We start from the raw sequence: 25,029 nt of genomic DNA, 5'->3' as shown, positions 1-25,029 counted from the left end.
TCCGCGCCGCCCGTCCTCGTGCCGCCGGGGACCGGGCCGGACGGTCGGATGAACTGCCCGGTATGCGCATTCCTATCCGGACCGGGCGGATCGCCTCGGTCCTGGCCCTGGTGGCGGGCTCGCTGCTCAGCAGCAGCGTGCTCGCGCCACCGGCCCAGGCCGCGATCTCCTTCACCAAGAGCGTGGACAAGGCGACCGTCTCCCCCGGGGAGACCGTGACGTACACCCTGCGCTACACCTGCTCGATCACCGAGTGCACCAACGGCCAGATCCTCGACACCCTGCCGCCGAACATGCAGTTCGTCGGCTGGACGCCGGACCCGTCCTCGGTCGACGAGGCCGCCTCCACCGTGCCCGCCGCCGGGGCGACGGGCGGCAGCATGGACATCAGGCTGAAGAACCTCAGCCCCGGCACCACCGCCACCATCACGGTGACGATGAAGTACCCCAACTTCACCACCCCCAACGGCACGTCCTCCACCAACAGCGCGACCATGAGCGCCACCGGGGAGACCCCGCAGACCTCCACCGCGAACACCAAGGCGCAGGTCCAGCCGCAGTACACGGTGACCAAGGGGATCCAGACCTCCAGCAGCGACGGACGCACCGTCACCTACCAGTTCAGCGCCTGCGCCACCGACAACGTGCCCAACGTCGACCTGGACACCAGCCGCCTGCTGGACACCCTGCCGCCCGGCGCGGTGGTCGACACCGGCCGCTCGCCGGGCTGGGCGCAGGTCGCCCCCGGGCCCAACACCTGGGGCTACGACATCGGCGCGTTCACCTCCGGCAACGGGCGCGGCGGCTGCCGCCTGCCGGGCGTGCTGGTCGTCAACTACCCCGAGGCGTCGTTCCCGGACGGCACCACCTCCGACAACACCGTGGACCTGCTCGGCGCCCCGCTGACCGAGGCCGAGCGGAAGCTGGACGACGCCTCCACCACCACCGGCCAGTTCAAGCCGCCCGCGACCGGGGTGATGGTGACCGCCAGCAAGACCTGGCGCGACACCACCACCAACGGCGACCTCAACTCGCTCAGCCTCTCCGCCACCAACACCTCCGGGCCTGCCACCAGCCTGACGATCACCGACCCGGGCGCGGGCAGCACGGACAGCGTCTACAACTGGCTCTACCCGCAGTCGATCCAGCTGGAGCCGTGGAACCCGACCAGCATCCGGCTGACCCTGCAGTACCGGCTGAACGGCGACCCGACCTGGCAGACCTTCACCCCCGGGAGCGCGTTCAACGGCTCCGCCAACCGGCGGATCACCTTCGTCCCCGGCGCCGGGAACCCGGCCAACGACGAACTGGGCATCCCGGCCGGCCGCTGGCTGGACGGGCTGAGGTTCACCTGGAACGGCCCCATCCCCACCGGCTGGAGCCCCGGCAACGCCGTCCAGGTGGTCACCCAGGTCGCCACCCCCGGCCATGACGGCCGCACCGCCCCCACCCCGCTGACCAACTGCGTGGACACCACGGCGACGGACGGCACCAACAACGCCTCCGCCAACGCCTGCGCCTCCACCACCATCACCCAGGCCACCAACCTCGGCGCCGCCAAGACCACCGTCGCCGGCGAGCTCTCCGCCCCGGGCGGCCGGGCCACCTTCCAGGTCATCCCGTACAACCGCAGCGCCCGCGACCTCGACCGCCCGCTCGTCCTCTACGACGTGCTCCCGGCCGGCGTCCTCTACGTCGACGGCTCGGCCCGGCCCGACCCCAACTACCCGGATGCCAAGGCCCCGAGCTCCGTCACCGTCACCCCCGGCCCGGACGGCCGCCAGGTCCTCCGGATGGAGTGGCCGGCCGGCGCACCGGACATGACGTACCTGCACGACGCGCTGGCCTACCGGATGCTCTTCGACGTCCAGGTCGCCGGCAGCGTCCGCGCGGGCGAGCTGACCAACGACGTCTACGTGACCGTCGACCGGCCCGACGCCCCCGTCTCGTGCATGTTCTCCGGCTCCGACAGCGGCAGCACCCCCGACGTGCTCGACCTCAACGGCAACGGCGACACCACCGAGCTGCTGTGCCACGCCTCGTCCAGGATCCAGGTGGACGCGCCGGCGGCGCTGCGCTCGTACAAGGAGGTCAAGGGCGACCTGGACGGCGACTACGTCAGCATCGGCACCGCCACCCCGGGCGGCCGGATCTCCTACCGGATGACCGTGCGCAACGACTCGCCCGACCCGGTCACCGAGTTCATCGCCTACGACCGGCTGCCGACCCCCGGCGACAACTACGTGCTCACCCAGGACGCGGCGCGCGGCAGCGCCTGGACCCCCTCGCTCAGCGAGCCGATCACCAGCAGCGACCCGACCGTGGTGATCGAGTACACCACCGACCCCAACCCCTGCGTGGAGACCGCCCTGGTCACCCGGACCGGCTGCAACGCCGCGGCGGGCTGGAGCACCGCCTTCCCGGGGCCGGGGACGGCGACCTGGTTCCGCGTCCACCGGCCCGGCTCCCTGGCCTCCGGCGCGGCCTTCACCCTCACCTGGCCGATGGTCGCCTCCTACGACGCGCCCGAGGGCGACTACGCCTGGAACAGCTTCGCCTTCACCGCCACCGACAACGAAGGCCGCCAACTGCTGCCCGCCGAGCCCGCCAAGGTCGGTGTCGCCGTCAAGCGGACCAACCCGACGAACAACGCGCTGGGCGACTACGTCTGGCAGGACCTGGACGGCTCCGGCATCCAGCAGCCCGGCGAGCCCGGGATCGCCGGGGTCACGGTGAACCTGCTGGACGGCAACGGCCAGCCCGTCCGAGACAGGAACGGCAATCCCGTCACCACGGTGACCGACGCCACCGGGCACTACCTGTTCGACAACCTGCCGGACGGCAGCTACCAGGTCCGGTTCGACCTGAGCACGCTGCCCGCGGGCGCCACCGTCACCAAGCGCGGCGCCGGCACCGACCCGGCCAAGGACTCGGACGCCGACCCGGCCACCGGGCTCACCCAGGTGGTCTCGCTCAAGGGCGGCCAGCGGGACCTGGACCTCGACATGGGCGTGATCCTGGCGCACCCGTCACCGTCGCCCTCGCCGAGCCCGTCCCCGTCGCCGAGCCCGTCGCCGTCGCCGTCGCCGAGCCCGACGCACTCGCCCAGCCCGACGCCGACCCCGACGTCCCCTTCCCCGACCACCTCGACCTCCGGCACCGGGACCCCGCCGGTCAGCCCGACCCACAGCCACAGCCACAGCCCGACCTCCTCGGCGAGCGGCGGCACCCTGCCGCACACCGGCAGCTCCTCGCCGAACGCGCTCATCGCGGCCCTCGCGGCCACCGCCGTCCTCGGTGGCGGCGCGCTGCTCCTGGTCGCCTACCGCCGGCCGGGCCGGCACAGCTGACCCGGAGCCGACCCGCAGGACCGACCGACCAGCACGACAACCCCGGTGGCGCCGCCTCACAGCGGCGCCACCGGCGCGTTGCCGGCCCCCGGGAGCGCTCCTCGCCGCCGGCCTGCCGTACGGCGCCGCGCTGACCGATCCTTCAGGCAGTCCGCCCGGGACCGGCGGGGGCACCCCCGGTAGGGTGGGGATCGTGGCCAGTCGAAAAACGTCGATCATGGAAGCAGCCGCGCGGGTGATCGCACGGCGGGGGGTGCGCGGACTCCGGGTGGAGGAGCTCGCGGCCGAGGCCGGCGTGTCCACCGCGCTGATCTACTACCACTTCAAGGACCGCACCGGGATCCTCCGGCAGACGCTGGAGTTCATCAACGACCGGGCGGAGCGCTACACGACCGAGCGCGCGGCCGACGCGCCGCCGCTGACGGCGCGTGAGGAGCTGGAGCAGACGCTGCTGCTGGAGCTCCAGGACACCGTCGAGGTGCGGGAGAACAGCACCGCCTGGGGCGAGCTGCGGGCCAGCGCGGTGTTCGACGAGACGCTGCGCGAGGACCTGGCCCGGGCCACCCGGGTCTGGGTGCAGGAGATCGCCGAGCTGCTGGGCGTGGTGCGGCCGATGTCCTCGGCCGTGGCGCTGGCCGGGGCGGCGGAGCGGCTGACCGCGCTGCTGGAGGGGCTGAGCACGCGCTGGCTCAGCGGCAGCCTGCCGCTGGCGCACGCCCGGACGCTGATGGCCGACGCGATCGACGCCGAGGTGGTCCGGCTCGGCTCCTGATCCGGGCACGGCGCCGGGTCACGCTCAGTAGGGACTCCGACCCGGATCCGTCGCGACACGCCCGCCTGTTTGACTGATTTTTCAGTCAGTGCCACCCTGAAGCCGAAGACCGAACCCGCGTCTGGAGACCCTCATGACCCGCTACCACGACGACCACCGGCCGTACCCCTGGGTGCCGGCGGACGACGTCCCGCACGCGCGGACCTGGATGTCCTGGCCCTCCCGCCGGGGCGTGTGGGGGCTGCGCCTGGGCGGCGTCCAGGAGGACATCGCCCTGATCGCCCGGACGATCGCCGAGTTCGAGCCGGTCGTCCTGTGCGTCCCCGACGACTGGAGCGCGGACAAGGCCCGGCCCAAGTGCGGCCCCGGCGTCGAGGTGACCACCGAGATCCCCACCGACGACCTGTGGATGCGCGACATCGCGCCGGTCTTCCGCCGGGACGGCTACGGGGGCCTGGACGCCGTCGTCCTCAACTTCAACGGCTGGGGCAACAAGCAGGTCCACCACGACGACGCCCGGGTCGCCGAGCTCGTCGCCACCCGCCGGGGGCTGCGGTACGGCTACGCGGACTTCGTCGGCGAGGGCGGCGCGATCGAGACCGACGGCGACGGCACGGTGATGGCCACCGAGAGCAGCCTGGTCAACAAGAACCGCAACCGCGGCATGAGCCGCGACGAGATCGAGGACGCCGTCCTGGAGGCCTACGGCGCGGACACCATGATCTGGCTGCCGGGCATCAAGGGCCAGGACATCACCGACGACCACGTGGACGTCACCTCCCGGTTCGTCCGCCCCGGCGTGGTGATGGTGCAGCTGCCGCCCGCGGACCGGAACGACGCCTGGGCGCGCGACGCCCGCGAGCAGTTCGCGATCCTCTCCGCCGCCACCGACGCCCGCGGCCGCCGGCTCCAGGTGATCCCCGTGCACGGCCCGGACACCGTCCGCTCCCGCAGCTCGAAGTTCGTCGACTCCTACCTCAACTTCCACCTCGTCAACGGCGGTGTCATCACCGCCCGGTTCGGCGACGCGTACAAGGACGCCGCCGCCCGGGAGGCGCTGGCCGCGGCCTTCCCCGGGCGCGAGGTCGTGCAGCTCGACGTCGACCGCCTGATGGCCGGGGGCGGCGGCATCCACTGCTCGACCATGCACGAGCCGCTGCCGTAACCCCTCACCCCCCTCACGACGTTCGGAGTTCCCGCATGACCAACGCCCTGTCCCGCCGCTCCCTGATCCGCTCCCTCGCCGGGGTGGGCGCCGCCGCCGGTGTCGGCGCGCTCGCCCTCGGCCTCACCGGCTGCGACCCCAACAACATCGAGGACGTCGACGGCGCCGTGCCGCCGCAGCCGAGCGGCACCGCCGGCCCGCGCCGCTTCGGCGCCGAGTGGGAGAAGCACCTGCGCACGGTGATGTCCTGGCCCGCCTCCGAGAACGTCTGGGGCGACCAGCTCCCGGACGTCCGCCGGGACGTCGCCGGCCTGGCCCAGGCCATCTCGGCCCGCGAGCCGGTCGTGCTGATGGCCCGCCCGGAGCAGGTGGAGGCCGCGCGGAAGGCCTGCGGCTCCGCCGTCGAGGTCGTACCGATCGCCGTCGACGACCTGTGGGCCCGGGACACCCTGCCGGTGTTCGTCGAGGAGGGCGGCAAGGTCAAGGGCGTCGACTTCAACTTCAACGGCTGGGGCGGCAAGCAGCAGCGCGGCAACGACGCCAAGGTCGCCCGCACGGTGCTGGCGAAGTACGGCGTCGAGCGGATCGAGACCCGGCTGGTCGCCGAGGGCGGCTCCTTCGAGACCGACGGCCAGGGCACCCTGATGGTGACCGAGAGCTCCGTCGTCAACGACAACCGCAACCCGGGCATGAGCCGGGACCAGGTCGAGGCGGAGCTGAAGAAGGTCCTCGGCGTGACCAAGGTGATCTGGCTGGCCGGGGTCAAGGGCAAGGACATCACCGACGCCCACGTCGACTGCCTGACCCGCTTCGCCGCCCCCGGCGTCGTCCTGCTCGACCAGGCCTTCCCCGGCAGCCCGGCCGACGTCTGGTCCCGCTCGGCCGACCAGGCCCGGTCCGTCCTGAAGGACGCCACCGACGCCACCGGCCGGAAGCTGCAGGTGGTGGAGCTCCAGCAGCCCGACCCGGACCGGATCACCGGGCGCGGCGACGCCTTCGTCTCCTCGTACATGAACTTCTACATCGGCTCGAAGGGCGTCTACCTGCCGAAGTTCGGCGACGCCCGGGCCGACGACCGGGCCCAGCAGGTCCTCAAGCAGTACCTCCCGGGCCGGGAGATCGTCCCGGTGAAGATCGACGCGATCGCCGCGGGCGGCGGCGGCATCCACTGCGCCACGCACGACATCCCCGCCCTCGGCTGACCCCGACCGGCCGGGCCACGACCGGGCCGGATCCGTTCGGCGGAACGGATCCGGCCCATCCGCCCCGCGTCAGGACGCGGCACCGGCCGGGGCGGCGGCCGCCCGCTTGCGGTGCTCCACCCGGCTGCCGGAGACGACCGTGGCGACCAGGCTCGCCGCGATGATGCCCTCGGCCCAGAAGAACGCCACGTAGTCGATCAGCGAGCCGATCGGCGGCGACCCCGGCGCGGCGTTGCGCATGCCGACGAGGGCGAACAGGGTCGCGGCCATCCAGCCGAGCGCCGGCCACACCATGCCGTGCCGGCCGCGCACGAGCACCTCGGCGCCGGCCAGCACCGCCAGCGCCAGCGCCCACATCGCCGCGATCATGAACCAGGCCAGGATGAAGGTGCTCCGCGTCCGGCTGACCCGGCCCTCGAAGACGGCCGCCGGCCCGGCCGCGGAGACCGCCGGACGGACGAAGAAGAACGGGTCGACGTCCCCGAACACCACGCCGACCGGGACGGCGCCCGCGGCGTCCGTGGCCGAGAACGAGACCGCGAAGTGGTACCGGTCGAAGGGGTAGTCGCTCTCCGTGCCGTCGTAGAGGTTGGCCGGCACGGGCTGCGGGGAGGCCACCTCGCCCGGCGCGGCGCGCAGGTCGGTGCGCGCCGTCGACCGGACGGCGACGTCGACCTGGCGGGTGAAGACGGCGGAGTCCGGGCCCTCGGCCAGGGTGCCGTGCGGAACGGGGACGACGTAGAGCGTCAGTTCACCGGTGCCCGGGTCGATGTCCTGGGCGGTGACGTCGAGTTCGACCCAGTCACCGGCGGTGGGCAGCGTCAGCTCGTGGGTCTGCTGGCGGGTGTTGCGCTCGTTGAGGTACAGGGCGATGCCCGCCGAGCAGAGCACCGCCAGGATCACCAGGGCGAGGACGAAGCGGTTGGACCGCCAGCGGGGGCCGCTCACGACGGGCCGGCACCGGGCGCGACGGGCTGCTGCTGGGTGGCGCAGTGGATGCCGCCGCCGCCCGCGGCGATGTGGTTGATGGTGACCTGGGTGACCTTGCGGCCGGGGTGGAGGTCGCCGATGACGCCGGCCGCGTGGTCGTCGGCGGCCCGGTCACCGAAGCGCGGGACGATGACGCCGCCGTTGCAGACGTAGTAGTTGAGGTAGGTGGCGAGGAAGTTCTTGCCCGAGCCCTCGATCAGCTGGAAGTCCGGCTCGGGCAGGTCCACCACCTTCAGGCTGCGGCCCCTGGCGTCGGTCGCGGACTGCAGCGCCTGCACGGCCTGGGCGGAGGCGGTGGTCCAGACGTCCGGCGGGGTGTCGGCGGCCGGGCGGTGCAGCAGGACGGTGCCGGGCTCGGCGAAGCGGGCGAGGGCGTCGACGTGGCAGTCGGTGATGTCCTGCCCGGCGACGCCCTTGAGCCAGATCACCTTCGTCACGCCGAGCAGGTCCTTGAAGGCCGCCTCGATCCGGTCGCGGGACTTGCCGGGATTGCGGTTGTCGTTGACCCAGGAGCTCTCGCAGGCCATCAGGGTGCCCTCGCCGTCCACCTCGACGCCGCCGCCCTCACCGGTGACCGGCGCCTGGACGCGGGGGATGCCGTCGTGCGACAGGAGCTCGCGGGCGACCTGTCCGTCGTTGGCGTGGGTCTGCTTGTCGCCCCAGCCGTTGAAGTTGAAGTCGACCCCGGCGAGGCCCTGCGGGCCGGTGACGAAGGTCGGGCCGGTGTCCCGGGCCCACAGGTCGTCGACGGCCAGTTCCAGCACCGCCACCGAGGAGCCGCAGGCCTGCCGGGCCTGCTCGGCCTGGTCGGGGCGGGCCAGCAGGACGACCGGTTCGAAGCCGGCGACGGCCTGGGCCAGCGCCGCGATGTCCTGGCGGACGCCGGGCAGTTGGTCGCCCCACACCTCCTCAAGCGCCGGCCAGGCCATGAACGTGCGGGTGTGCGGGCCGGACTCGGCCGGCATCGCCCGGGCGGCGGCCGGGCTGCCGGACGGGGCCGCGCCCGAGGCCGTCCCGCCCGGGCCGGACTGCTGCTGCGCCCCGCTGTCGGAGGAGCCGGAGGAGGAGCAGCCGGCCATGGCCAGGGCGGCGAGCGCGGCCCCGGACTGCAGGAGCGCGCGGCGGGACGGCCGGGGGTGAGCCATGGGAGCCTCGTTCCGGTAGGTGGCGGGGTTCGGCTCCGCACGCTACTGACCGACGGGTCAGGAGCCGGCGCGGCACGCATCGGCCGTTCGGGGGAATCCGGTCACGGGGCGGGCCGACCGGCGGGCCGTTCCTCCAGCGCGCGGCGCGCGGCGGCGATCCGGTCGGGATCCCAGCCGGGCCGGGGGACGGACTCCAGCAGCAGCCGGGTGTAGGCGTGCTGCGGGTCGTCGAGGACCTGGGCGGTGGGGCCGGATTCGACGATCCGTCCGTGGCGCATCACGACGACCTCGTCGGTGACGCAGCGGACGACGCCCAGGTCGTGGGTGATGAACAGGTAGCCGACGCCGGTCCGTTCGCGGATGTCGGCGAGCAGGTTGAGGACCTGCGCCTGGACGGAGACGTCCAGGGCGGCGACCGCCTCGTCCAGGACCAGCACGGCCGGCTGGACGGCCAGCGCCCGGGCGATGGCGACGCGTTGGCGCTGGCCGCCGGAGAGCTGCCGGGGCAGCGCTTCCGCCGCCCGGCCGCCGAGGCCGACCTGGTCGAGCAGTTCGCGGATCCGCCGCGCGTGGTCGGTGCCGGGGACGTGCAGCCGCAGGGTCTCCCGCAGGACGGCCTCGACGCTGGTGCGCGGGTCCAGCGAGAGGTACGGGTCCTGGAAGACCATCTGCACCTCGCGGGCGCGGGCCAGCCGTTCGCTCCTCCCCCGGGCCCGGCCGGTGCGGGCCCGGCCACCGACCAGCACCTCGCCCGCGTCGGCCCGGTCGAGGCCGACGACGATGCGGGCGGTGGTGGTCTTGCCGGAGCCGGACTCGCCGACGATGCCGAGCGAGCCGCCGGCCGGGAGGGTGAACGACACGTCGTCCACGGCCCGTACGGTGCCGAAGGAGCGGCACAGGTTCCTGACGTCGAGGACGGGCTCAGGCATCGGCGCGGCTCCCTTCGAGCGGGTGGTGGCAGGCGACGGGGTGCGTCGCGGGGGCCTGCTCGCGGCACAGTTCGGTCGCGTACCGGCAGCGGGCGGCGAACGCGCAGCCGGTCAACTCCTGCCGCAGGTCCGGTGGTTGGCCGTCGATGGCGGCGAGCCGGCCGGGCGGCGCGTCGAGCCGGGGGGTGGCGGCGAGCAGGGCGGCGGTGTACGGGTGGCGGGGCCGCCGGAACAGCTCCTCGGCGGGGCCGCTCTCGACGATCCGCCCGGCGTACATCACGTGGACGCGGTCGCTGATGGCGGCGGCGAGCCCGAGGTCATGGGTGACGAACAGCAGCCCGGTGCCGAAGCGTGCGCGCAGCCGGTCGAGCAGGGCGATGACCTCGGCCTGGCTGGTGACGTCGAGCGCGGTGGTGGGCTCGTCGGCGAGCAGCAGGGCCGGGTCGCCCATCAACGCGGCGGCGATCATGACGCGTTGGAGCATGCCGCCGGAGAGCTGCCCGGGGTAGCGGCGCAGCAGTTCGGGGCCGAGGCCCACGGCGTCGAGGAGTTCGACCGCGCGCCGGTCGGCCTCGGCGGCGCCGGTGCGGCCGCCGAGGCGCACGCCCTCGGTGAGGAAGTCGCCGATGCGGCGCAGCGGGTTGACGGCGGCGCGCGGGTCCTGGAAGACCATCGCGGCCCGGCCGGTGCGCAGGGCGCGCAGCCGGTCGGGGCCCATGGTCAGGACGTCCTCGCCGTCGACCAGGACGCGGCCCTCGGCGGTGGCGCCGGGCGGCAGCAGGCCGAGGGCGGTGCGGGAGGTGAGGGTCTTGCCGGAGCCGGACTCGCCGACCAGGGCGACGGTCTCGCGGGGGGCGACGGTGAGGTCGACGCCGTCGAGGACGGGCCGGGCGGTGCCGGGCAGCCGGAGCCGCAGGCCCCGGACGTCGAGGGCGTTCGCCGGCTCTTCGGTGCGGTCCGCGGTCTTCATGCGGCCCTCCGGGCGACGCGGTCGGCCCAGCGTTCGCCGACGACGTTGAAGGCGACGACGGTGAGCACGATGAGGAGGCAGGGCAGGATCGCGGAGAGCGGGTAGCCGTGCTGGATCGCGGTCTGGCCGTCGAAGACCATCCGCCCCCAGTCCGGGGTGAGTGCGGGGACGCCGAGTCCGAGGAAGGAGAGGCCGGCCAGGTCCATGAGGGCGTATCCGAAGTTGATGGTGGACTGGGCGAGGACGATCGGGGCGATGTTGGGCAGCACGTGCCGCAGGCAGATCTGGGCGGCGGAGTGGCCCTGGACCAGGTACGCGCTGACGTAGGGGCGGGTGCGTTCGGCGAGCACCAGGGAGCGGGTCAGCCGCGAGACGTACGGCAGGTAGGCGATCGCGAGGGCGAGGACGGGGGCGAGCAGGCCCTCGCCCTGGACGGAGACGATCAGGATGGCGAGCAGCATGCCGGGGAAGGCGAAGACCAGTTCGGTGCTGCGGGAGAGGACGGAGTCGAGCCAGCCGCCGCGCCAGCCGGCGACCAGGCCGACCAGCACGCCCGCGACGGTGGAGAAGACGACCACACCGAGCGGGCCGAGCAGCGAGGTGCGGGCGCCGAGCAGGAGCCGGGAGAGGGTGTCGCGGCCGGCCGCGTCGACGCCGAGCGGGTGGTCCGCCGAGGGGCCGGCGAGGGCGTTGCCGAGGTCGACGGCGTTCGGGTCGTCCGGCGCGGCCCAGGGGGCGAGCAGGGCGGCGAGGACGACCAGGGCGACGAAGCCGAGGCAGGCGAGGTGGAGCGGGGTGCCGGCGGCCCTGAGCCGGCCGAGGCCGGGCCGGCGGGTGAGGCCCGACCGCGGGGTGGGACCGGTACTCATGCGCCGGACCTCCTGGTGCCGAGGGCGACCCGGGGGTCGACCAGTGGGTGGAGCAGGTCGACGACCAGGTTCACGGTCATGAACAGGGCGACGATGAGCAGGGAGATGGCCTGGACGGTCGGGAAGTCCTTGGTGGTGGTGGACAGTTCGAGCAGCTGGCCGATGCCGCCGATGCTGAAGGCGGACTCGACCAGGATCGTGCAGACCAGCAGGGTGGAGACGATCAGGCCGCCGGTGGTCAGCACGGTGCCCAGCGAGTTGCGGAACACGTGGCGGCGGATCACCTCGCGCTCGGGCACGCCGCGGCTGCGGGCGACGGCGACGTGCTCGCCGTCCAGGGCCTCCAGCATCGCCGAGCGGGTGACCCGGGCGAGCATCCCGATCAGGTACAGCGCGAGGGCGATCGCAGGCAGGGTGAGGTGCCACAGCAGGTCGAGGAGGCCGTCGCCGGTGCCGCTGGTCGGGAACCAGCCCAGGCCGACCGCGAACAGGCCCTGCAGCAGGACGGCCGCGACGAAGGAGGGAGTGCCGACCGCGAGCGTGGTGGAGAGCAGGATCGCGGTGTCGGTCGCGCCGCCGCGCACGGCGCCGATCCAGCCGAGGGCCAGGCCGAGGACGACGACCACGAGCAGGGCCATGGCCACCAGCGTCAGGGTGGCGGGCAGCCGGTCGGCGAGCAGCGTGGACACGTCGGTGCGGTAGGTGATGGAGCGTCCGAAGTCGCCCTGGAGCACCTGGCCGAGCCAGCGGAGGTACCGGACCAGGAAGGGGTCGTCGAGGTGGTACTGGTCGTTGATCGCCTGCAGGGCGGTCGGCGAGGCCGACCGGCCGGACAGCAGGAAGCTCGCCGGGCTCCCCGGCGCGAGGTACATCGCGCCGAAGACCACGAAGGACGCGCCGAGCAGGGTGGCGGCCATCTCGGCCAGCCGCCGGACGGCGAATCTCAGGAAGTTCACCGGGCGGCCCCCACGGCGGCGGCCCACGGCTGGTACAGGTACGAGATGGTGGTGGGGGCGCCGGTGACGCGCTTGTTGAGGAAGACGGCGGTGGGCCACTCGGCGACCGGGAGCCACAGCAGCTGCTCGGAGGCGGTCCGCTGGAGCTCGGCCTCGATCGAGGCGCGCTTGGCCGGGTCGTACTCGGCGGTGGCCCGGTCGACGAGCTCGTCGTAGGCCTTGTCGCTGTAGCCGGCGAAGTTCTGGTAGGCGCCGGTGCGGAAGTTGACGAGCAGGTCGAGCGGGTCGGTGACCGAGTCGTAGTAGGTCTCGGGGAACATGTCGAGGCCTTCGCGCGCCTTGGGGTCGGTGAACAGGGCGGTGAAGGCGTTCGGGGCGATGGTCCGCAGCCGGACGTCCAGGCCGATCTTCGCGCCGGCGGCCTGGACGGCGGTGGCGAGCAGCGAGACGTCCTGGCCGATGGTGCTGGTGGCGACGGTGATCGTCTTCCCCTCGGCGCCGGCCTCCTTGACCAGGGCCTTGGCCCGGTCGAGGTCGGGGGCGGTCGGGGTGAGGTGGGCGAAGGCGGCCTTGCGGGCGTCCTCGGGGGCGCCGGCCCAGGCGGCCCGGGTGGTGAGCGAGCCGGTGACGCTGCCGGCTCCGGCGAGGCCGGTCTTCACGAAGCCGGAGCGGTCCAGGGCCAGGGACAGGGCCTGCCGGACCCTCAGGTCGCCGAGCGGGCCCCGCATGCTGGTGACGTTGAGGTTGACAGTGCTCAGGCCCTCGCCGAAGTAGAGCGTGCCGGCGCCGCTGCCGCGCAGCCGGTCGTAGCTCTCGGTGGGGATCAGGTAGCCGCCGTCGACCTCGCCGGTGAGCATCGCGTTGGTGCGGGCGGAGGGGTCGGTGAGGAAGCGGAAGACGGCCTTCTTCGACTTGGCCTTCGCCCCCCAGTAGTCGTCGAAGCGGTCGAGCTCGATCGACTGGCCCTTGGCCCAACTGCCCAGCTTGAAGGGGCCGGTGCAGTCCAGGCTGCCGGTGGTGCCGTAGTCCTTGCCGGCCGCCTCGACGCCGGCCCTGGCGGCGACCACGCCGGCGGCGGTCGCCATGTACTGGGGGAACTGGGAGTCGGGCTGCTTGAGCTTGACGGTGACCTGGAGCGGGCCGGTGCTGGTGATCGTGTCGACGTTCTGGAACACCTGGGCCCAGGCGGCGGCGTTGGCCGGGTCCGTCTGGCGGCCGAGGCTGAAGACGACGTCGTCGGCGGTCATCGTGCTGCCGTCGTGGAAGTGCACGCCGGAGCGCAGGTCGTAGACCCAGGTGGTCGGGTCCGGGTTGGTGGCCTTCTCGGCCAGGCCGGGGGCCAGGGTGAGCTGCGGGGTCCAGCGCATCAGGCTCTCGCACACGTTGGCGAGGACGGTGTTCTGCGGGTAGTCGAAGGCCTGGGTGTAGTCGAGGGTGGGCGGCTCGGCGTAGGTGGCCCAGGTGAAGGAGTCGAGCTCGCCCTTGGCCGGCGGGGTGTCGGCGGAGAGCTGGACGGTCGACGCGTCGGAGCCGGTGCGCGGCGGGCCGGAGCAGGCGGCGACCAGGGCCGCGGCCGAGAGCACGGCGGTGCCGAGGACCAGCCGGCCGCGGCCGGCGGTGCGTCTGGTGGGTGCGGTGGGAGGCATGAGGGGGTGTTCTCCGTTCGCTGGCGGGGCGGTGGGGGCTGGAGCCGGGGTTCAGGCGCGGGCGGCCGGGATCTGCTGGGTGATGCAGTGGATGCCACCGCCGCCGTAGGCGATGACCCGGGCGCGCACGCCGACGACCTTGCGGCCGGGGCAGGCCGCGGCCAGGACGGCCAGCGCCCCCGCGTCCTCGGGGTGGTCGGCGACCGGCACGACGACCCCACCGTTGGCCAGGTAGAAGTTCAGGTAGCCGACCTCGACCTCGCGGCCGTCGACCTCGACGAAGGCGGACTGCGGCAGGTCGACGATCTCGAACGGCCGCCCGTGGGCGTCGGTGGAGTGCTCCAGGACGGCGCGGTTGGCCCGCATCCGCGCGTGGTCCGGGTGCGCGGGGTCGGCGGGGAGCTGCACCACCACCTTGCCGGGGGCGACGAAGGCGCAGACGCCGTCGACGTGGCCGTCGGTCTCGGTGTCCAGCGCGCCGCCGTACGGCAGCCAGATCACCTTGGTGACGCCGAGGCGTGCCTTCAGCTCGGCCTCGATGTCCTCCCGGGTCAGGTCCGGGTTGCGGTTGGGGTGCAGCAGGCACTGCTCGGTGGTGATCAGCGTGCCCTCGCCGTCGACGGTGATCGCGCCGCCTTCGAGGATCATCTCGGAGCGGATCGCGGGGGTGCCGAGGTGCTCCAGCAGGAGGGCGCCGATCCGGTCGTCGGCGTCCCAGGGGTGGTGCTTGCGGCCCCAGGCGTTGAAACGGAAGTCCACGCCGGCCCGGCGGCCGTCCGGGTCGAGTACGAAGATCGGCGCGGAGTCGCGGAACCAGGAGTCGTCGGTGGGCAGTTCCACGACGGTGACGCCCTCGCCGCACCGGGCGCGCGCGGCCCCGCCGTGGCCGGGCGGCGCCACCATGGTGACCGGCTCGAACCCGGCGATGGCGCGGGCGACCGCCGCGTACTCGTGCTGCACCTCGTCGAGGGTGTCGCCCCACAGGTCCGGGCGGACGGGCCAGGCCATCAGGCAGCCCTCGTGCTCGGTCCACTCCGCGGGCATGCGGTACGTCACGGGAAACCTCTTCTTGTTTCGGGCCCGGCCGGCCCGGCGCTCGGGGGTGCGCCGGGCCGGCCGGAGCGGGAGGGGGTGGGGGCCTGCGGGGGGGGCTCAGAGCGCCGGCGGGACGGCCGGCTGGGACTGGGTGGCGCAGTGGATGCCGCCGCCCCCGGAGGCGATGGTGTCGATGTTCAGCTGGACGACGTCGCGGCCGGGGAACTCGGCCTGCAGGATCGTGTACGCCATCGCGTCGGCGTACGAGTCGCCGAACTGCGGGACGAACACGGCGCCGTTGGCGACGTAGAAGTTGGTGTAGCTGGACAGGAAGTCCTTGCCGCGGCCGCGGATCCGGGCCCGGTCGGGGCCGGGGAGCTCCACCACGGTCAGCGGGCGGCCCTGGGCGTCGGTGGCGGTCCGCAGGACCTGCTTGGCCTGCTCGTAGACGTCGATCCAGATCCGGTCGGTGCCGGGGCCGGGCCGGTCGAGGACGACCCGGCCGGGCGCGGTGAAGCGGGCCAGGCAGTCGACGTGGTCGTCGGTGATGTCCTGGCCCGCCAGCCCGGCCAGCCAGATCACCTTGTCCATCCCGAGCGTCGCCCTGAGGGCCTGCTCGACCTCGGCCTGGGACATCCCGGGGTTGCGGTTGGGGTTGACCAGCGAGCTGACGGTGGCCAGCAGCGTGCCCTGGCCGTCCGTCTCCAGGGCGCCGCCCTCGCCGACGAAGGGGGCCCGGACGCGGTCGACGCCGTAGCCGGCGAGCAGGGCGGCGGCGACGGCGGCGTCCTCGGTGGAGCGCTGGTAGTACGGGGTGCCGCTCTTGCCCCAGCCGTTGAAGTTGGTGTCGACGCCGGCGATGGCGCCGGGGGCGACCACGAAGGTCGGGCCGAAGTCGCGGATCCACAGGTCGTCGTTGGGGATCTCGACGACGGTGATGCCGTAGGAGGCGCCGCGGCCGCAGTAATAGCGGGCGTCGGCGGCCTGGCCGGGGCGGGCGACCACGACGACCGGCTCGTAGCGGGAGATCGCGTACGCGACCCGGGCGATGTCGTCCCGGACGGCCGCCAGCTGGCTGCCCCAGATCGAGGACAGGGCCGGCCAGGCCATGAAGGTGCGGTCGTGCCGGTCGGTCTCGGCGGGCATCCGCAGCGCCGCGGTGGCGCCCGTCACGGCCGGGCCGGAGTCGGCCGCGGCGGCTCGCGCCGGCAGGGCGGCGCCGAGCGCGACCAGCGGGACGGCGGCGGCGCCGAGGCGGAGCAGGCCGCGGCGGGAGGGGGTGGGGGTGTTCATGGCGCTCCCTGGCTGAGGTGGGAGGTGTGGGGTTGCCCCGCATCCTCCACCGTACTGAAAATTCAGTCAAGGCTTCGGGCGGAGCCGGGGGCAACTCCCTGAAAAGATCATCAGGAAACCTCCTGACCCGCCGGGGAGCCCGGTAGAGTGGGCGACCATGTCGGACCGCCGGACGGAAATACTCAAGGCCGCGACCCGGGTGATCGCCCGCCGCGGCGTACGCGGGCTGCGCGTGGGCGAACTGGCCGCCGAGGCCGGGGTGTCCACCTCGCTGATCTACTACCACTTCACCGACCGGGCCGGGATCCTGCGCGAGACGCTGGGGTTCATCAGCGACCGCGCCGACCACTACACCGCCGACGACGACGAGCCCGCGCCCCGGACCGCGGACCCCCGGGCCGACCTGGAACGCGTGCTGCTCCGGGAACTCCAGGACAGCGCCGAGGTGCGGGAGAACAGCACCGCCTGGGGCGAACTGCGGGCCAGCGCGGTCTTCGAGCCGAGCCTGCGGGAGGACCTGGCGCGGACCACCCACACCTGGGTGCACGACGTCGCCGAACTCCTCGCCCGGGCCGACCCGGCCGGCACCGCACCCGCGCACGCGGCCTCCGCCGAGCGGCTCACCACCCTCGTCGAAGGCCTCAGCGTGCGCTGGCTGAGCGGGTCGCTGCCGCTCGACCACGCCCGCCGGCTGCTGCGCAGCGCCGTCGACACCGAGCTGCGGCCCTGCCCCCCGCCGGTCGCCGGCGCCCGGTAGGCAGGCCCCGGGGCCGGTCACGACCACCCTGACGCTGGCTCTAAACTTCGCGATGCCGTCTGCGCCGCACCGCGCCGTGGCCGCCCGCGGACGCCGTACCGTCCCCGCCCCCTCCCCGTCCGCCGAGAGAGGCCACCGCATGTCCGCCGACCGATCGCCGTTCGCCCACCAGCCGGTCTTCCAGGACCTGACCGCGGACGACCCGCGCGAGGTCGGCGGCCACCTGCTGTACGCCCGGCTCGGCGCCGGCGGGATGGGCCGGGTCTACCTCTCGTACACGCCCGGCGGGCGGCCGGTGGCGCTGAAGGTGGTACGGCCCGAGCTGGCCGAGGACCCGGAGTTCCGGGCCCGCTTCGCCCAGGAGGTGGCCAGCGCCCGGCGCATCCACGGGCTGTTCACCGCGCAGGTGGTCGACGCGGGCGTCGACGCCGCCACCCCGTGGCTGGCCACCACCTACGTGCCGGGCCCCTCGCTGCACCAGGTGGTCCAGCGCTTCGGCCCGCTCCCGGAGCGCACCGTCCTGCTGCTGGTGGCCGGCATCGCCGAGGCCCTGCAGGCGATCCACGCCAGCGGCGTGGTCCACCGCGACCTCAAGCCCGGCAACGTCCTGATCGCCCCGGACGGCCCCCGGGTGATCGACTTCGGCATCGCCCGCGCGGCCGACGCCAGCGCGCTGACCGGCACCGGGCTGCGGATCGGCTCGCCCGCCTACATGGCCCCCGAACAGGCCATGGGCCTGCCCGCCACCCCCGCCACCGACGTGTACGCGCTCGGCGCGCTCGCCGTCCACGTCGCGGGCGGCGCCCCGCCCTTCGGCGACGGCCCGGACCCGGCCGCGCTCTACCGCACCGTCCACGAGGAGCCCGACCTCGGCCGCGTCCCGGCGAGCCTGCACGGGCTGCTGCTGCACTGCCTCGCCAAGCGGCCCGAGGACCGTCCGAGCACCGCCGAGGTGATCGCCGCCGCCCGCAGCCACCCGGCGGTGGGCGGGCACCTGCGGTTCGGCGACGACTGGCTGCCGCACCCGCTGACCAGCCAGATCACCCGGCACGCCGAGCTGCCGCAGGTGCCGGCGGAGGCCGCCGGGGCCGCCGGGGCCGCCGGGGCCGGGTGGGACTCGGCCCGGACGGTGCTCGCGCCGGCGGCCGCGCCGACGCTGCTGTCCGCCACCGCGCCGCGGCCCGTTCCCGCGCCCGCCGCCGCGGGCGCCACCCCGGTCGCCGCGTCCGCGGACCGTCCGGCCCGGGGCGGGGGCGGCCGCCGGCGCGCCCTCGGGCGCACCGCGCTGACCGCCGCCGTCGCCCTCACGGTCGGCGCGGCGGCAGCCGTCCTGCTGCTCGACGACCCCGACCCGGTGGAGGCCGCCACCGCCGACGCCCCGGCCGTCGACTCCGCCGCGCCCGGCCCGTCCGCGGCCGCAGCGGCGCCGGGCGGTTCGCCGTCGCCCGCCCGGACCGGGCCGGCCGCGCCGACCGCCGTGCCCACGGCCGTGGCGCCGACCGCGCTCGCCGCCGACTACGCCCCGGCCTACCGCTCGGTCGAGCTGACCTCGCCGGACTCCGGCTACGAGTTCGACCTGGCCACCGGCACCGTCGTCCCGGCCGACAGCGCGAGCTGGTACGTCGCCCGCGGCGACGGCGAGTTCGTGGTGCCGGAGAGCGCCGACTCCTACCTCGGCCGGGACGCGGGCCTGGGCGTGGCCGAGTGCCTCAAGGGCCTCACCAGCCGCCCGGCCGGGCGGATCCCGTTCGCGGCGGTCGGGCCGCACGGCGCCTTCTGCGTGCGGTCCGCGGACGGGCGGGAACTCGCGATCGTCCGGGTGCTGTCGACGGCGGCGGGCACCGACGGCCCGGTCAGGGTGTCGCTGGACCGCTACCGCCGCAACGGCTGAGAGCCGTCGTTCCCCCGCCGGGCGGTGGAGGAACGACGGCTCCAGGCGTCGGCCGCGGCCGCTCGGGTCAGAGCGGCCGCTTCGCCGGCTCGGTGGCGCCGCCTCCCGGCTCGGCCTTCGGCGCGCCGGGCGCGCCGTCCTCCCGCAGGGCCGCCGTCTCGGACTTGAGGATCCGCATCGACTTCCCCAGTCCGCGCGCCATCTCGGGCAGCTTCTTGGAGCCGAACAGCAGCACCAGGACGGCCACCATCACCAGCAGGTGCCAGGGCTCCAGACCATTGCGCAGCATCGCCGCCTCACCCGGCCTTTCATCGTTGGGAGTGTCCACCGTAAAGCTTGACTGATTTTTCAGTCAATGCGACAGTGCAGGTCCGGCCGCTGCCGGACCGGATCCACCCTCAGCCCCACCGGAGTTCAGCGTGTCCCACCCGTACCCCCTCGCCCGCCGCACGGTGCTGCGCTCCCTCGCCGGAGCCGGTGCGATCGCCCTCGGCGCGAGCGCCTGCGCCGCGTCCGGCGAGGACCCGGCCGACCCCGCGGCCCCGGCCGCCGCCCCGACCACGGCCCCCGGCCCCGGCGCCCCCGAGCAGCCCGCCGGCGGGCGCAGGCTCGGCGCCGAGTGGGAGAAGCACGAGCGGACCTTCATGGCCTGGCCGGCCTCCGAGAACGTCTGGGGCGAGCAGCTCGGGGCCGTCCGCAAGGACATCGCCTCGATCGCCCGGGCCATCGGCGGGCGCGAGCCCGTCGTCCTGCTGGTCCGGCCCGGCCAGGAGGACTCGGCCCGCGACGCCTGCGGGTCCGACGTCGAGCTGCTGTCCGTCCCGGTGGACGACCTGTGGGCCCGCGACACCGTGCCGGTGTTCGTCGAGGAGCGCGGCAAGGTCAAGGGCGTCGACTTCAACTTCAGCGGCTGGGGCGGGAAGCAGGAGCACGGCAACGACGCCCGGATCGCCCGCGCCGTCCTGGAGAAGTACGGGATCGAGCGGATCGAGACCCCGATCACCGCCGAGGGCGGCTCCTTCGAGACCGACGGCCAGGGCACCCTGCTGGTGACCGAGAGCTCCGTCGTCAACGACAACCGCAACCTCGGGCGCAGCCGCGACGAGGTGGAGGCGGAGCTCAGGAAGGCCCTGGGCGTCACCAAGGTGATCTGGCTGGCCGGCGTGAAGGGCAAGGACATCACCGACGCCCACGTCGACTGCCTCGCCCGCTTCGCCGCCCCCGGCGTCGTCCTCCTGGACCGGGCCTTCCCCGGCACCCCGCCGGACGTCTGGTCCCGCTCCGCCGACCAGGCCCGCGCCGTCCTCGCCGAGGCCACCGACGCGGCCGGCCGCAAGCTCAAGGTGGTCGAGATCAGCCAGCCCGACCCGGACCGGATCACCGGCCGCGGCGACGCCTTCGTCTCCTCGTACATGAACTTCTACCTCGGCAACAAGGGCGTCTACCTGCCGCTGTTCGGCGACGCCAAGGCCGACGGCCACGCCCGGGAGCTCTTCCGGGACCAGTTCCCGGACCGCGAGATCGTCCCCGTCCGGATCGACACCATCGCCTCCGGCGGCGGGGGCATCCACTGCTCCACCCACGACCAGCCGGCCGGCTGAGCCCGCCGACGCCCGCCTTCGCCCGCCATAGCACCGCACCGAGGGAGAAAGGGAACCCCGTGCAGCTGACCCCCACCGAACGCGACCGGCTGCTGATCTTCACGGCCGCCGAACTCGCCCGCGCCCGCCGCGCCCGCGGCCTGCGGCTCAACGTCCCCGAGGCGACCGCGCTGATCGCGGACACCGTCTGCGAGGCCGCCCGTGACGGCCGGCGCCTCGCCGAGGCCGTCGAGGCCGGCCGCTCCGTGCTCACCGCCGACGACGTGCTGCCCGGCGTGCCGGACCTGGTCACCGAGATCCAGGTCGAGGCCGTGTTCCAGGACGGCACCCGGCTCGCCGTCGTCGCCGACCCCTTCGGCGGCGGCGACCTCGGCGAGGCCGCGCCCGGTGCCGTGCTCCTCGGCAAGGGTGCCGAACCCGTGCCCGCGCCGGCCCGCACGCTGACCGTCCGCAACACCGCGGACGTGCCGGTCTCGGTCACCTCGCACTTCCACTTCTTCGAGGCCAACCCGCGCCTGGCCTTCGACCGGGCCGCCGCCTACGGCATGCACCTGGCCGTGCCGGCCGGCTCCTCGGTGCGCTTCGACCCGGGCGCCGCCGTCGAGGTCGGCCTGGTACCGATCGGCGGCGAGCGGGTCGCGATCGGCTTCGCCGGGCTGGTGGACGGGCCGCTGGACTCTCCCCTGGTCCGGCGGGAGGCGCTGCGCCGGGCGGCCGAACAGGGCTATCTCGGGGCGAGCAGGGACGACGAGGCAGAGGAGGGCCGGCGGTGAGCAGCAGCAGCGGGTCGGTCGAGGTGATCGAGGCGTCCGAGTACACGGCCGTGCACGGCCCGCGCGCCGGCGACCGGGTCCGGCTCGGCGACAGCGGCCTGGTCGTGCGCGTCGAGTCCGACTCCCAGGCCCCCGGTGACGAGTTCCTGGTCGGCTTCGGCAAGACCGCCCGGGACGGCCTGCACCTCAAGGCCGCCGCCGTCCGGGACACCTGCGACCTCGTCATCAGCAACGTGCTGGTGATCGACGCGATCCAGGGCATCAGGAAGACCTCGATCGGGATCCGGGAGGGCCGGATCGCCGCCATCGGCCGGGCGGGGAATCCGGACACCCTGGACGGCGTGGACGTGGTCGTCGGCACCGGGACGGCGATCGTCTCCGGCGAGGGCCTGATCGCCACGGCCGGCGCCATCGACACCCACGTCCACCTGATGTCGCCCCGCATCATGGAGGCCTCGCTGGCCTCCGGCGTCACCACCATCATCGGCCAGGAGTTCGGCCCGGTCTGGGGCGTCGGCGTCAACTCCCCCTGGGCACTGCGGCACGCCTTCAACGCCTTCGACGCCTGGCCCGTCAACATCGGCTTCCTCGGCCGCGGTTCGTCCTCCCACCCGGCGCCGCTGGTGGAGGCCCTCGTCGAGGGCGGCGCCTGCGGGTTCAAGGTGCACGAGGACATGGGCGCGCACACCCGGGCGCTGGACACCGCGCTGTCCGTGGCCGAGGCCCATGACGTCCAAGTCGCCCTGCACACGGACGGGTTGAACGAGTGCCTGTCCGTCGAGGACACGTTGAGGGTGCTGGAGGGCCGGACCATCCACGCCTTCCACATCGAGGGCTGCGGCGGCGGCCACGTCCCCAACGTCCTCAAGATGGCGGGCGTGCCGAACGTCATCGGCTCCTCCACCAACCCCACCCTGCCGTTCGGCCGGGACGCCGTCGCCGAGCACCACGGCATGATCGTCTCCGTCCACGCCCTGAAGACCGACCTGCCCGGCGACGCCGCCATGGCCCGCGACCGCATCCGGGCCGGCACCATGGGCGCCGAGGACGTCCTGCACGACCTCGGCGTCATCGGCATCACCTCCTCCGACGCCCAGGGCATGGGCCGCGCCGGCGAGACCGTCCGCCGCACCTTCGCCATGGCCGGCAAGATGAAGGCCGAGCGGGGGCCGATGGAGGGCGACGGACCGGACGACGACAACGAGCGGGTGCTGCGCTACATCGCCAAGCTCACCGTCAACCCGGCCCTCGCGCACGGGCTCGGCCACGAGGTCGGCTCGATCGAGGTCGGCAAGCTCGCCGACATCGCGCTGTGGCGGCCGGCGTCCTTCGGCGCCAAGCCGCAGCTCGTCCTCAAGGCCGGCTTCCCCGCCTACGGGGTCACCGGCGACCCGAACGCCGCCACCGAGACCTGCCAACCCCTCGTCCTCGGGCCGCTGTTCGGCGCCCACGGGGCCACCCCCGCCGACCTCTCGGTGGCCTTCACCAGCCGCGCCGCCGCCGAGTCCGGCACCCGCGACCGCCCGCACGACGGCATGACGACCCGGCGCCGCCGCGTCGGCGTCCACGGCACCCGCGGCATCGGGCCGCGCGACCTGGTCCGCAACTCCCGGATCGGCGAGGTGCTCGTGGACCCGCGCCGGGGGCTGGTCACCCTCGACGGCACGGCCGTGCGCTCCGACCCGGCCGAGGAGGTCGCGCTCAACCGGCTCTACTTCCTCTGAGCCCGGCCGCTCGGAGCCCGGCCCGGGAGAGGCCCGTTCGGACCTCTCCCGGGCGCCGGCGTCAGCCGACGGTCAGCCGGAACGGTCCGGCCAGGACGGTGTAGCCGTCGTTGGCGAGGTAGTACGCGTCGTACCGGCCCGCGCCGTTCAGCTTGCCGGTGGAGAAGGTGACCGCGCCGCTCTGGTTCGGCGTGTAGGACCAGGTCAGCGCGGACTGGGCGCCCGGGGTGACGCCCGCCGGGTAGAGCCCGACCCAGTTCTTGGCGCCGGCCTGCGCGGCGTTCGGCACGGCGTACCGGAGGGTGACGTTGCCGCCGTTCGTGACCGCGTTCAGGTCGCCGGTCAGCGTCGGCCCGGCCGCCGTGGCCGGCGCGAAGGCGGCGTTCAGCGGGGTGGCGTAGGTGTCGTTGGCGGTCAGCCCCGGCAGGCCGAGGGCCGCCTCGATGGTGCGGCCGATGCCGTAGTGGTCGTAGTGCTGCGGGCTGCTCGTCCCGGCCGGGACGGTGCCCTGCGAGCCGACGACGACGGTCGCGACGTGGTCGTAGCCCTCGTTCTGGCTCTCGTCCCAGGTCAGGACCAGCAGCGAGCGCTGCTGCGTCCAGGCCGGGGAGGACAGCACCGGGGCCAGGGTCTGCTTCAGCCAGCCGTCCTGCACCTTGAGGCTGGCGGCGCTGCCGTTGCCGGAGGCCTCGCCGTCGTAGTAGTCGTCGGCGGCGATCCAGGAGAAGTTCGGCGTGGTGGCGGCCGACTGCAGGTCGGTGGTCAGCTGCGAGGCGTCGAACAGGTGCGCCGCGCAGCGGGCCGGATTGCCGCTGACGTCGGTGTAGTTGATGAACGGCGCGTCGTCGGGCATGTAGTAGCTGTCGTAGGTCTTGGTGGTGTTGCAGGGGGTGCCCATGCCCTGCTCGTAGGCCTTCCAGCTCTTGCCGGCCGCCTCGATCGTGTCCCCGAGGTGGCGCTGGGGGGAGTTGATGTTGGGCCAGTAGGTGGCGCCCTTGGTGTAGGTGTCGCCGCCGGCGACGGCGAGGTAGTTCTCGTCGCTGGGGTGGTAGACGGCGTGGGCGTCGGTGAGGGTGGCGCCCTGCGACATCAGGCTGTGGATGTACGGCGTGTCCGCCGGGTCGTTCATGATCTGGGCGTAGTCGGTGTTCTCCATCATGACCGTGAACACGTGGTCGTAGCCCGGCACGCGGGAGACGGGCGGGGCGAGCGGCGCGGGGGCGGCGACCGGGGTGTCGAGGGTCAGCGACAGGTTGTCGAGGTAGCCGGTCTCGTTGGAGGTGGACAGGAACTGCACCTCGACCTGGATCGACCGCGTCCCGGCCGGGACGGCCCCGGTGGCGCTGCGGGAGAGGAACGCGGTGCTCAGGCCCCGGTCGGTCGCGGAGACGGTCGGCAGCTTCGCGGTCGCGCCGAGCGGGCCGCCGTTCGCGTCCTGGAAGTGCAGGCCGACCGCGACGTAGCCGCCGTAGGTGGTCCAACCGCCCAGCCAGCCCGCCAGGTTGTAGTGCACCCCGCCGCCGTCGATCGCCGCGGCCGCCGAGGAGACGTCGACGGTCTGCGCCATCGCGCCGTCGCCGAAGTTGCCCGGCCCGAAGAAGGCCTTGCCGGGCGTCCGCCCGTCGCTCGGCAGGCCGAAGGAGCCGACCGAGTGGCACATGGCGTTGACGCCGCCGGCCTGGACCGTCCAGCCGGGGACGGTGGTGGCGGCGCTCCAGTCGCCGGTGCAGTAGCCGCCGGCCTCCGCGTCGCCGTTGACGATCAGGTTGCCGCTGCTCCCCGCCGCCCGGGCGGGGGCGGGCACGGCGACGACCAGCGCGCCGACGAGCGGAAGGGTGGCGAGCAGCCCGCGCAGGGGGCTCCAGCGCAGTCGCATGGGAATACCTCGTCCCGTTGGTGAGGGTGGGTGCCGTGGCCGAGCACCGTGAGCGGGGACATAGGTATCGGGTCCGCGCGGTCCC

At 74.0% G+C, this 25,029-nt stretch carries 20 protein-coding genes; 9 read left to right on the top strand and 11 right to left on the bottom strand.

Annotated elements, in window-relative coordinates; all coding sequences use genetic code 11:
- Positions 1-62: 62 nt before the first annotated feature.
- The 4 genes from AB2U05_RS30105 (at position 63) to AB2U05_RS30090 (ending at position 6,489) form a co-directional block, all read left to right on the top strand.
- On the top strand, positions 63-3,350 hold the full coding sequence (locus tag AB2U05_RS30105; protein WP_369184818.1) for an SdrD B-like domain-containing protein: 3,288 nt from the start codon (positions 63-65) through the stop codon (positions 3,348-3,350).
- Positions 3,351-3,543: 193 nt separating this feature from the next.
- On the top strand, positions 3,544-4,122 hold the full coding sequence (locus AB2U05_RS30100) for a TetR/AcrR family transcriptional regulator (protein ID WP_244179000.1): 579 nt from the start codon (positions 3,544-3,546) through the stop codon (positions 4,120-4,122).
- A gap of 133 nt (positions 4,123-4,255) precedes the next feature.
- On the top strand, positions 4,256-5,287 hold the full coding sequence (locus AB2U05_RS30095; RefSeq protein WP_369184817.1) for an agmatine/peptidylarginine deiminase: 1,032 nt from the start codon (positions 4,256-4,258) through the stop codon (positions 5,285-5,287).
- Between the two features lie 35 nt (positions 5,288-5,322).
- On the top strand, positions 5,323-6,489 hold the full coding sequence (locus AB2U05_RS30090; protein ID WP_369184816.1) for an agmatine/peptidylarginine deiminase: 1,167 nt from the start codon (positions 5,323-5,325) through the stop codon (positions 6,487-6,489).
- Between the two features lie 69 nt (positions 6,490-6,558).
- Here the strand turns inward: AB2U05_RS30090 and AB2U05_RS30085 are convergent, their stop codons facing one another.
- The 9 genes from AB2U05_RS30085 to AB2U05_RS30045 all read right to left on the bottom strand — a co-directional run bounded on the left by AB2U05_RS30085 (position 6,559) and on the right by AB2U05_RS30045 (position 16,322).
- The gene (locus AB2U05_RS30085) at positions 6,559-7,437 is read right to left on the bottom strand and encodes a DUF4436 family protein (protein ID WP_369184815.1); all 879 of its coding nucleotides are present in this window, start codon (positions 7,435-7,437) and stop codon (positions 6,559-6,561) included.
- Positions 7,434-8,624: an agmatine deiminase family protein gene (locus AB2U05_RS30080; protein ID WP_369184814.1), complete on the bottom strand. Its 1,191-nt coding sequence runs from the start codon at positions 8,622-8,624 to the stop codon at positions 7,434-7,436. The genes AB2U05_RS30085 and AB2U05_RS30080 overlap by 4 nt, the downstream gene beginning before the upstream one ends.
- Positions 8,625-8,725: 101 nt before the next feature.
- Positions 8,726-9,553: an ABC transporter ATP-binding protein gene (locus AB2U05_RS30075; protein WP_045710053.1), complete on the bottom strand. Its 828-nt coding sequence runs from the start codon at positions 9,551-9,553 to the stop codon at positions 8,726-8,728.
- Complete coding sequence (locus tag AB2U05_RS30070; protein ID WP_369184813.1) at positions 9,546-10,523, bottom strand: ABC transporter ATP-binding protein; 978 nt, start codon at positions 10,521-10,523, stop codon at positions 9,546-9,548. Before AB2U05_RS30070 ends, AB2U05_RS30075 begins: the two co-directional genes overlap by 8 nt.
- On the bottom strand, positions 10,520-11,392 hold the full coding sequence (locus AB2U05_RS30065; protein ID WP_045710055.1) for an ABC transporter permease: 873 nt from the start codon (positions 11,390-11,392) through the stop codon (positions 10,520-10,522). The genes AB2U05_RS30070 and AB2U05_RS30065 overlap by 4 nt, the downstream gene beginning before the upstream one ends.
- Positions 11,389-12,348: an ABC transporter permease gene (locus AB2U05_RS30060; RefSeq protein WP_369184812.1), complete on the bottom strand. Its 960-nt coding sequence runs from the start codon at positions 12,346-12,348 to the stop codon at positions 11,389-11,391. The genes AB2U05_RS30065 and AB2U05_RS30060 overlap by 4 nt, the downstream gene beginning before the upstream one ends.
- Positions 12,345-13,994: an ABC transporter substrate-binding protein gene (locus AB2U05_RS30055; RefSeq protein ID WP_369184811.1), complete on the bottom strand. Its 1,650-nt coding sequence runs from the start codon at positions 13,992-13,994 to the stop codon at positions 12,345-12,347. The genes AB2U05_RS30060 and AB2U05_RS30055 overlap by 4 nt, the downstream gene beginning before the upstream one ends.
- Positions 13,995-14,045: 51 nt before the next feature.
- Positions 14,046-15,050 (bottom strand): agmatine/peptidylarginine deiminase, encoded by a 1,005-nt coding sequence (locus tag AB2U05_RS30050; RefSeq protein WP_369184810.1) that lies wholly within the window; start codon positions 15,048-15,050, stop codon positions 14,046-14,048.
- Positions 15,051-15,146: 96 nt separating this feature from the next.
- Positions 15,147-16,322, bottom strand: coding sequence for an agmatine deiminase family protein (locus AB2U05_RS30045; RefSeq protein WP_369184809.1), 1,176 nt, complete (start codon positions 16,320-16,322; stop codon positions 15,147-15,149).
- Between the two features lie 157 nt (positions 16,323-16,479).
- Between AB2U05_RS30045 and AB2U05_RS30040 the strand changes: the two genes are divergently transcribed.
- Both AB2U05_RS30040 and AB2U05_RS30035 read left to right on the top strand, forming a co-directional pair.
- The gene (locus AB2U05_RS30040; protein WP_045702713.1) at positions 16,480-17,079 is read left to right on the top strand and encodes a TetR/AcrR family transcriptional regulator; all 600 of its coding nucleotides are present in this window, start codon (positions 16,480-16,482) and stop codon (positions 17,077-17,079) included.
- 139 nt (positions 17,080-17,218) lie between these two features.
- Positions 17,219-18,970 carry a protein kinase gene (locus tag AB2U05_RS30035; RefSeq protein WP_369184808.1) on the top strand — a complete coding sequence of 584 codons (1,752 nt, stop codon included), beginning with the start codon at positions 17,219-17,221 and terminating at the stop codon, positions 18,968-18,970.
- A gap of 67 nt (positions 18,971-19,037) precedes the next feature.
- On the opposite strand, the gene tatA is transcribed toward AB2U05_RS30035, so the two are convergent.
- Positions 19,038-19,259: a Sec-independent protein translocase subunit TatA gene (gene tatA / locus AB2U05_RS30030; protein WP_045702714.1), complete on the bottom strand. Its 222-nt coding sequence runs from the start codon at positions 19,257-19,259 to the stop codon at positions 19,038-19,040.
- 130 nt (positions 19,260-19,389) lie between these two features.
- On the opposite strand from tatA, the gene AB2U05_RS30025 reads away from it, so the two are divergent.
- From AB2U05_RS30025 to AB2U05_RS30015, 3 genes are read left to right on the top strand one after another with little or no spacing between them, the layout of a single operon-like run.
- Positions 19,390-20,571, top strand: coding sequence for an agmatine/peptidylarginine deiminase (locus tag AB2U05_RS30025; RefSeq protein WP_369184807.1), 1,182 nt, complete (start codon positions 19,390-19,392; stop codon positions 20,569-20,571).
- A gap of 59 nt (positions 20,572-20,630) precedes the next feature.
- Positions 20,631-21,344 carry an urease subunit gamma gene (locus AB2U05_RS30020; protein ID WP_369184806.1) on the top strand — a complete coding sequence of 238 codons (714 nt, stop codon included), beginning with the start codon at positions 20,631-20,633 and terminating at the stop codon, positions 21,342-21,344.
- Positions 21,341-23,068, top strand: a complete 1,728-nt coding sequence (locus AB2U05_RS30015; RefSeq protein WP_369184805.1) for an urease subunit alpha — start codon at positions 21,341-21,343, stop codon at positions 23,066-23,068. Before AB2U05_RS30020 ends, AB2U05_RS30015 begins: the two co-directional genes overlap by 4 nt.
- Positions 23,069-23,129: 61 nt before the next feature.
- On the opposite strand, the gene AB2U05_RS30010 is transcribed toward AB2U05_RS30015, so the two are convergent.
- Positions 23,130-24,944 (bottom strand): alkaline phosphatase family protein, encoded by a 1,815-nt coding sequence (locus tag AB2U05_RS30010; RefSeq protein WP_369184804.1) that lies wholly within the window; start codon positions 24,942-24,944, stop codon positions 23,130-23,132.
- Positions 24,945-25,029 lie beyond the last annotated feature (85 nt).

The organism is Streptomyces sp. Y1, assembly GCF_041053115.1.
In the GTDB taxonomy this organism is placed as follows: domain Bacteria; phylum Actinomycetota; class Actinomycetes; order Streptomycetales; family Streptomycetaceae; genus Kitasatospora; species Kitasatospora rubellomurina.
This window is presented reverse-complemented; position numbering and strand designations above follow the sequence as displayed.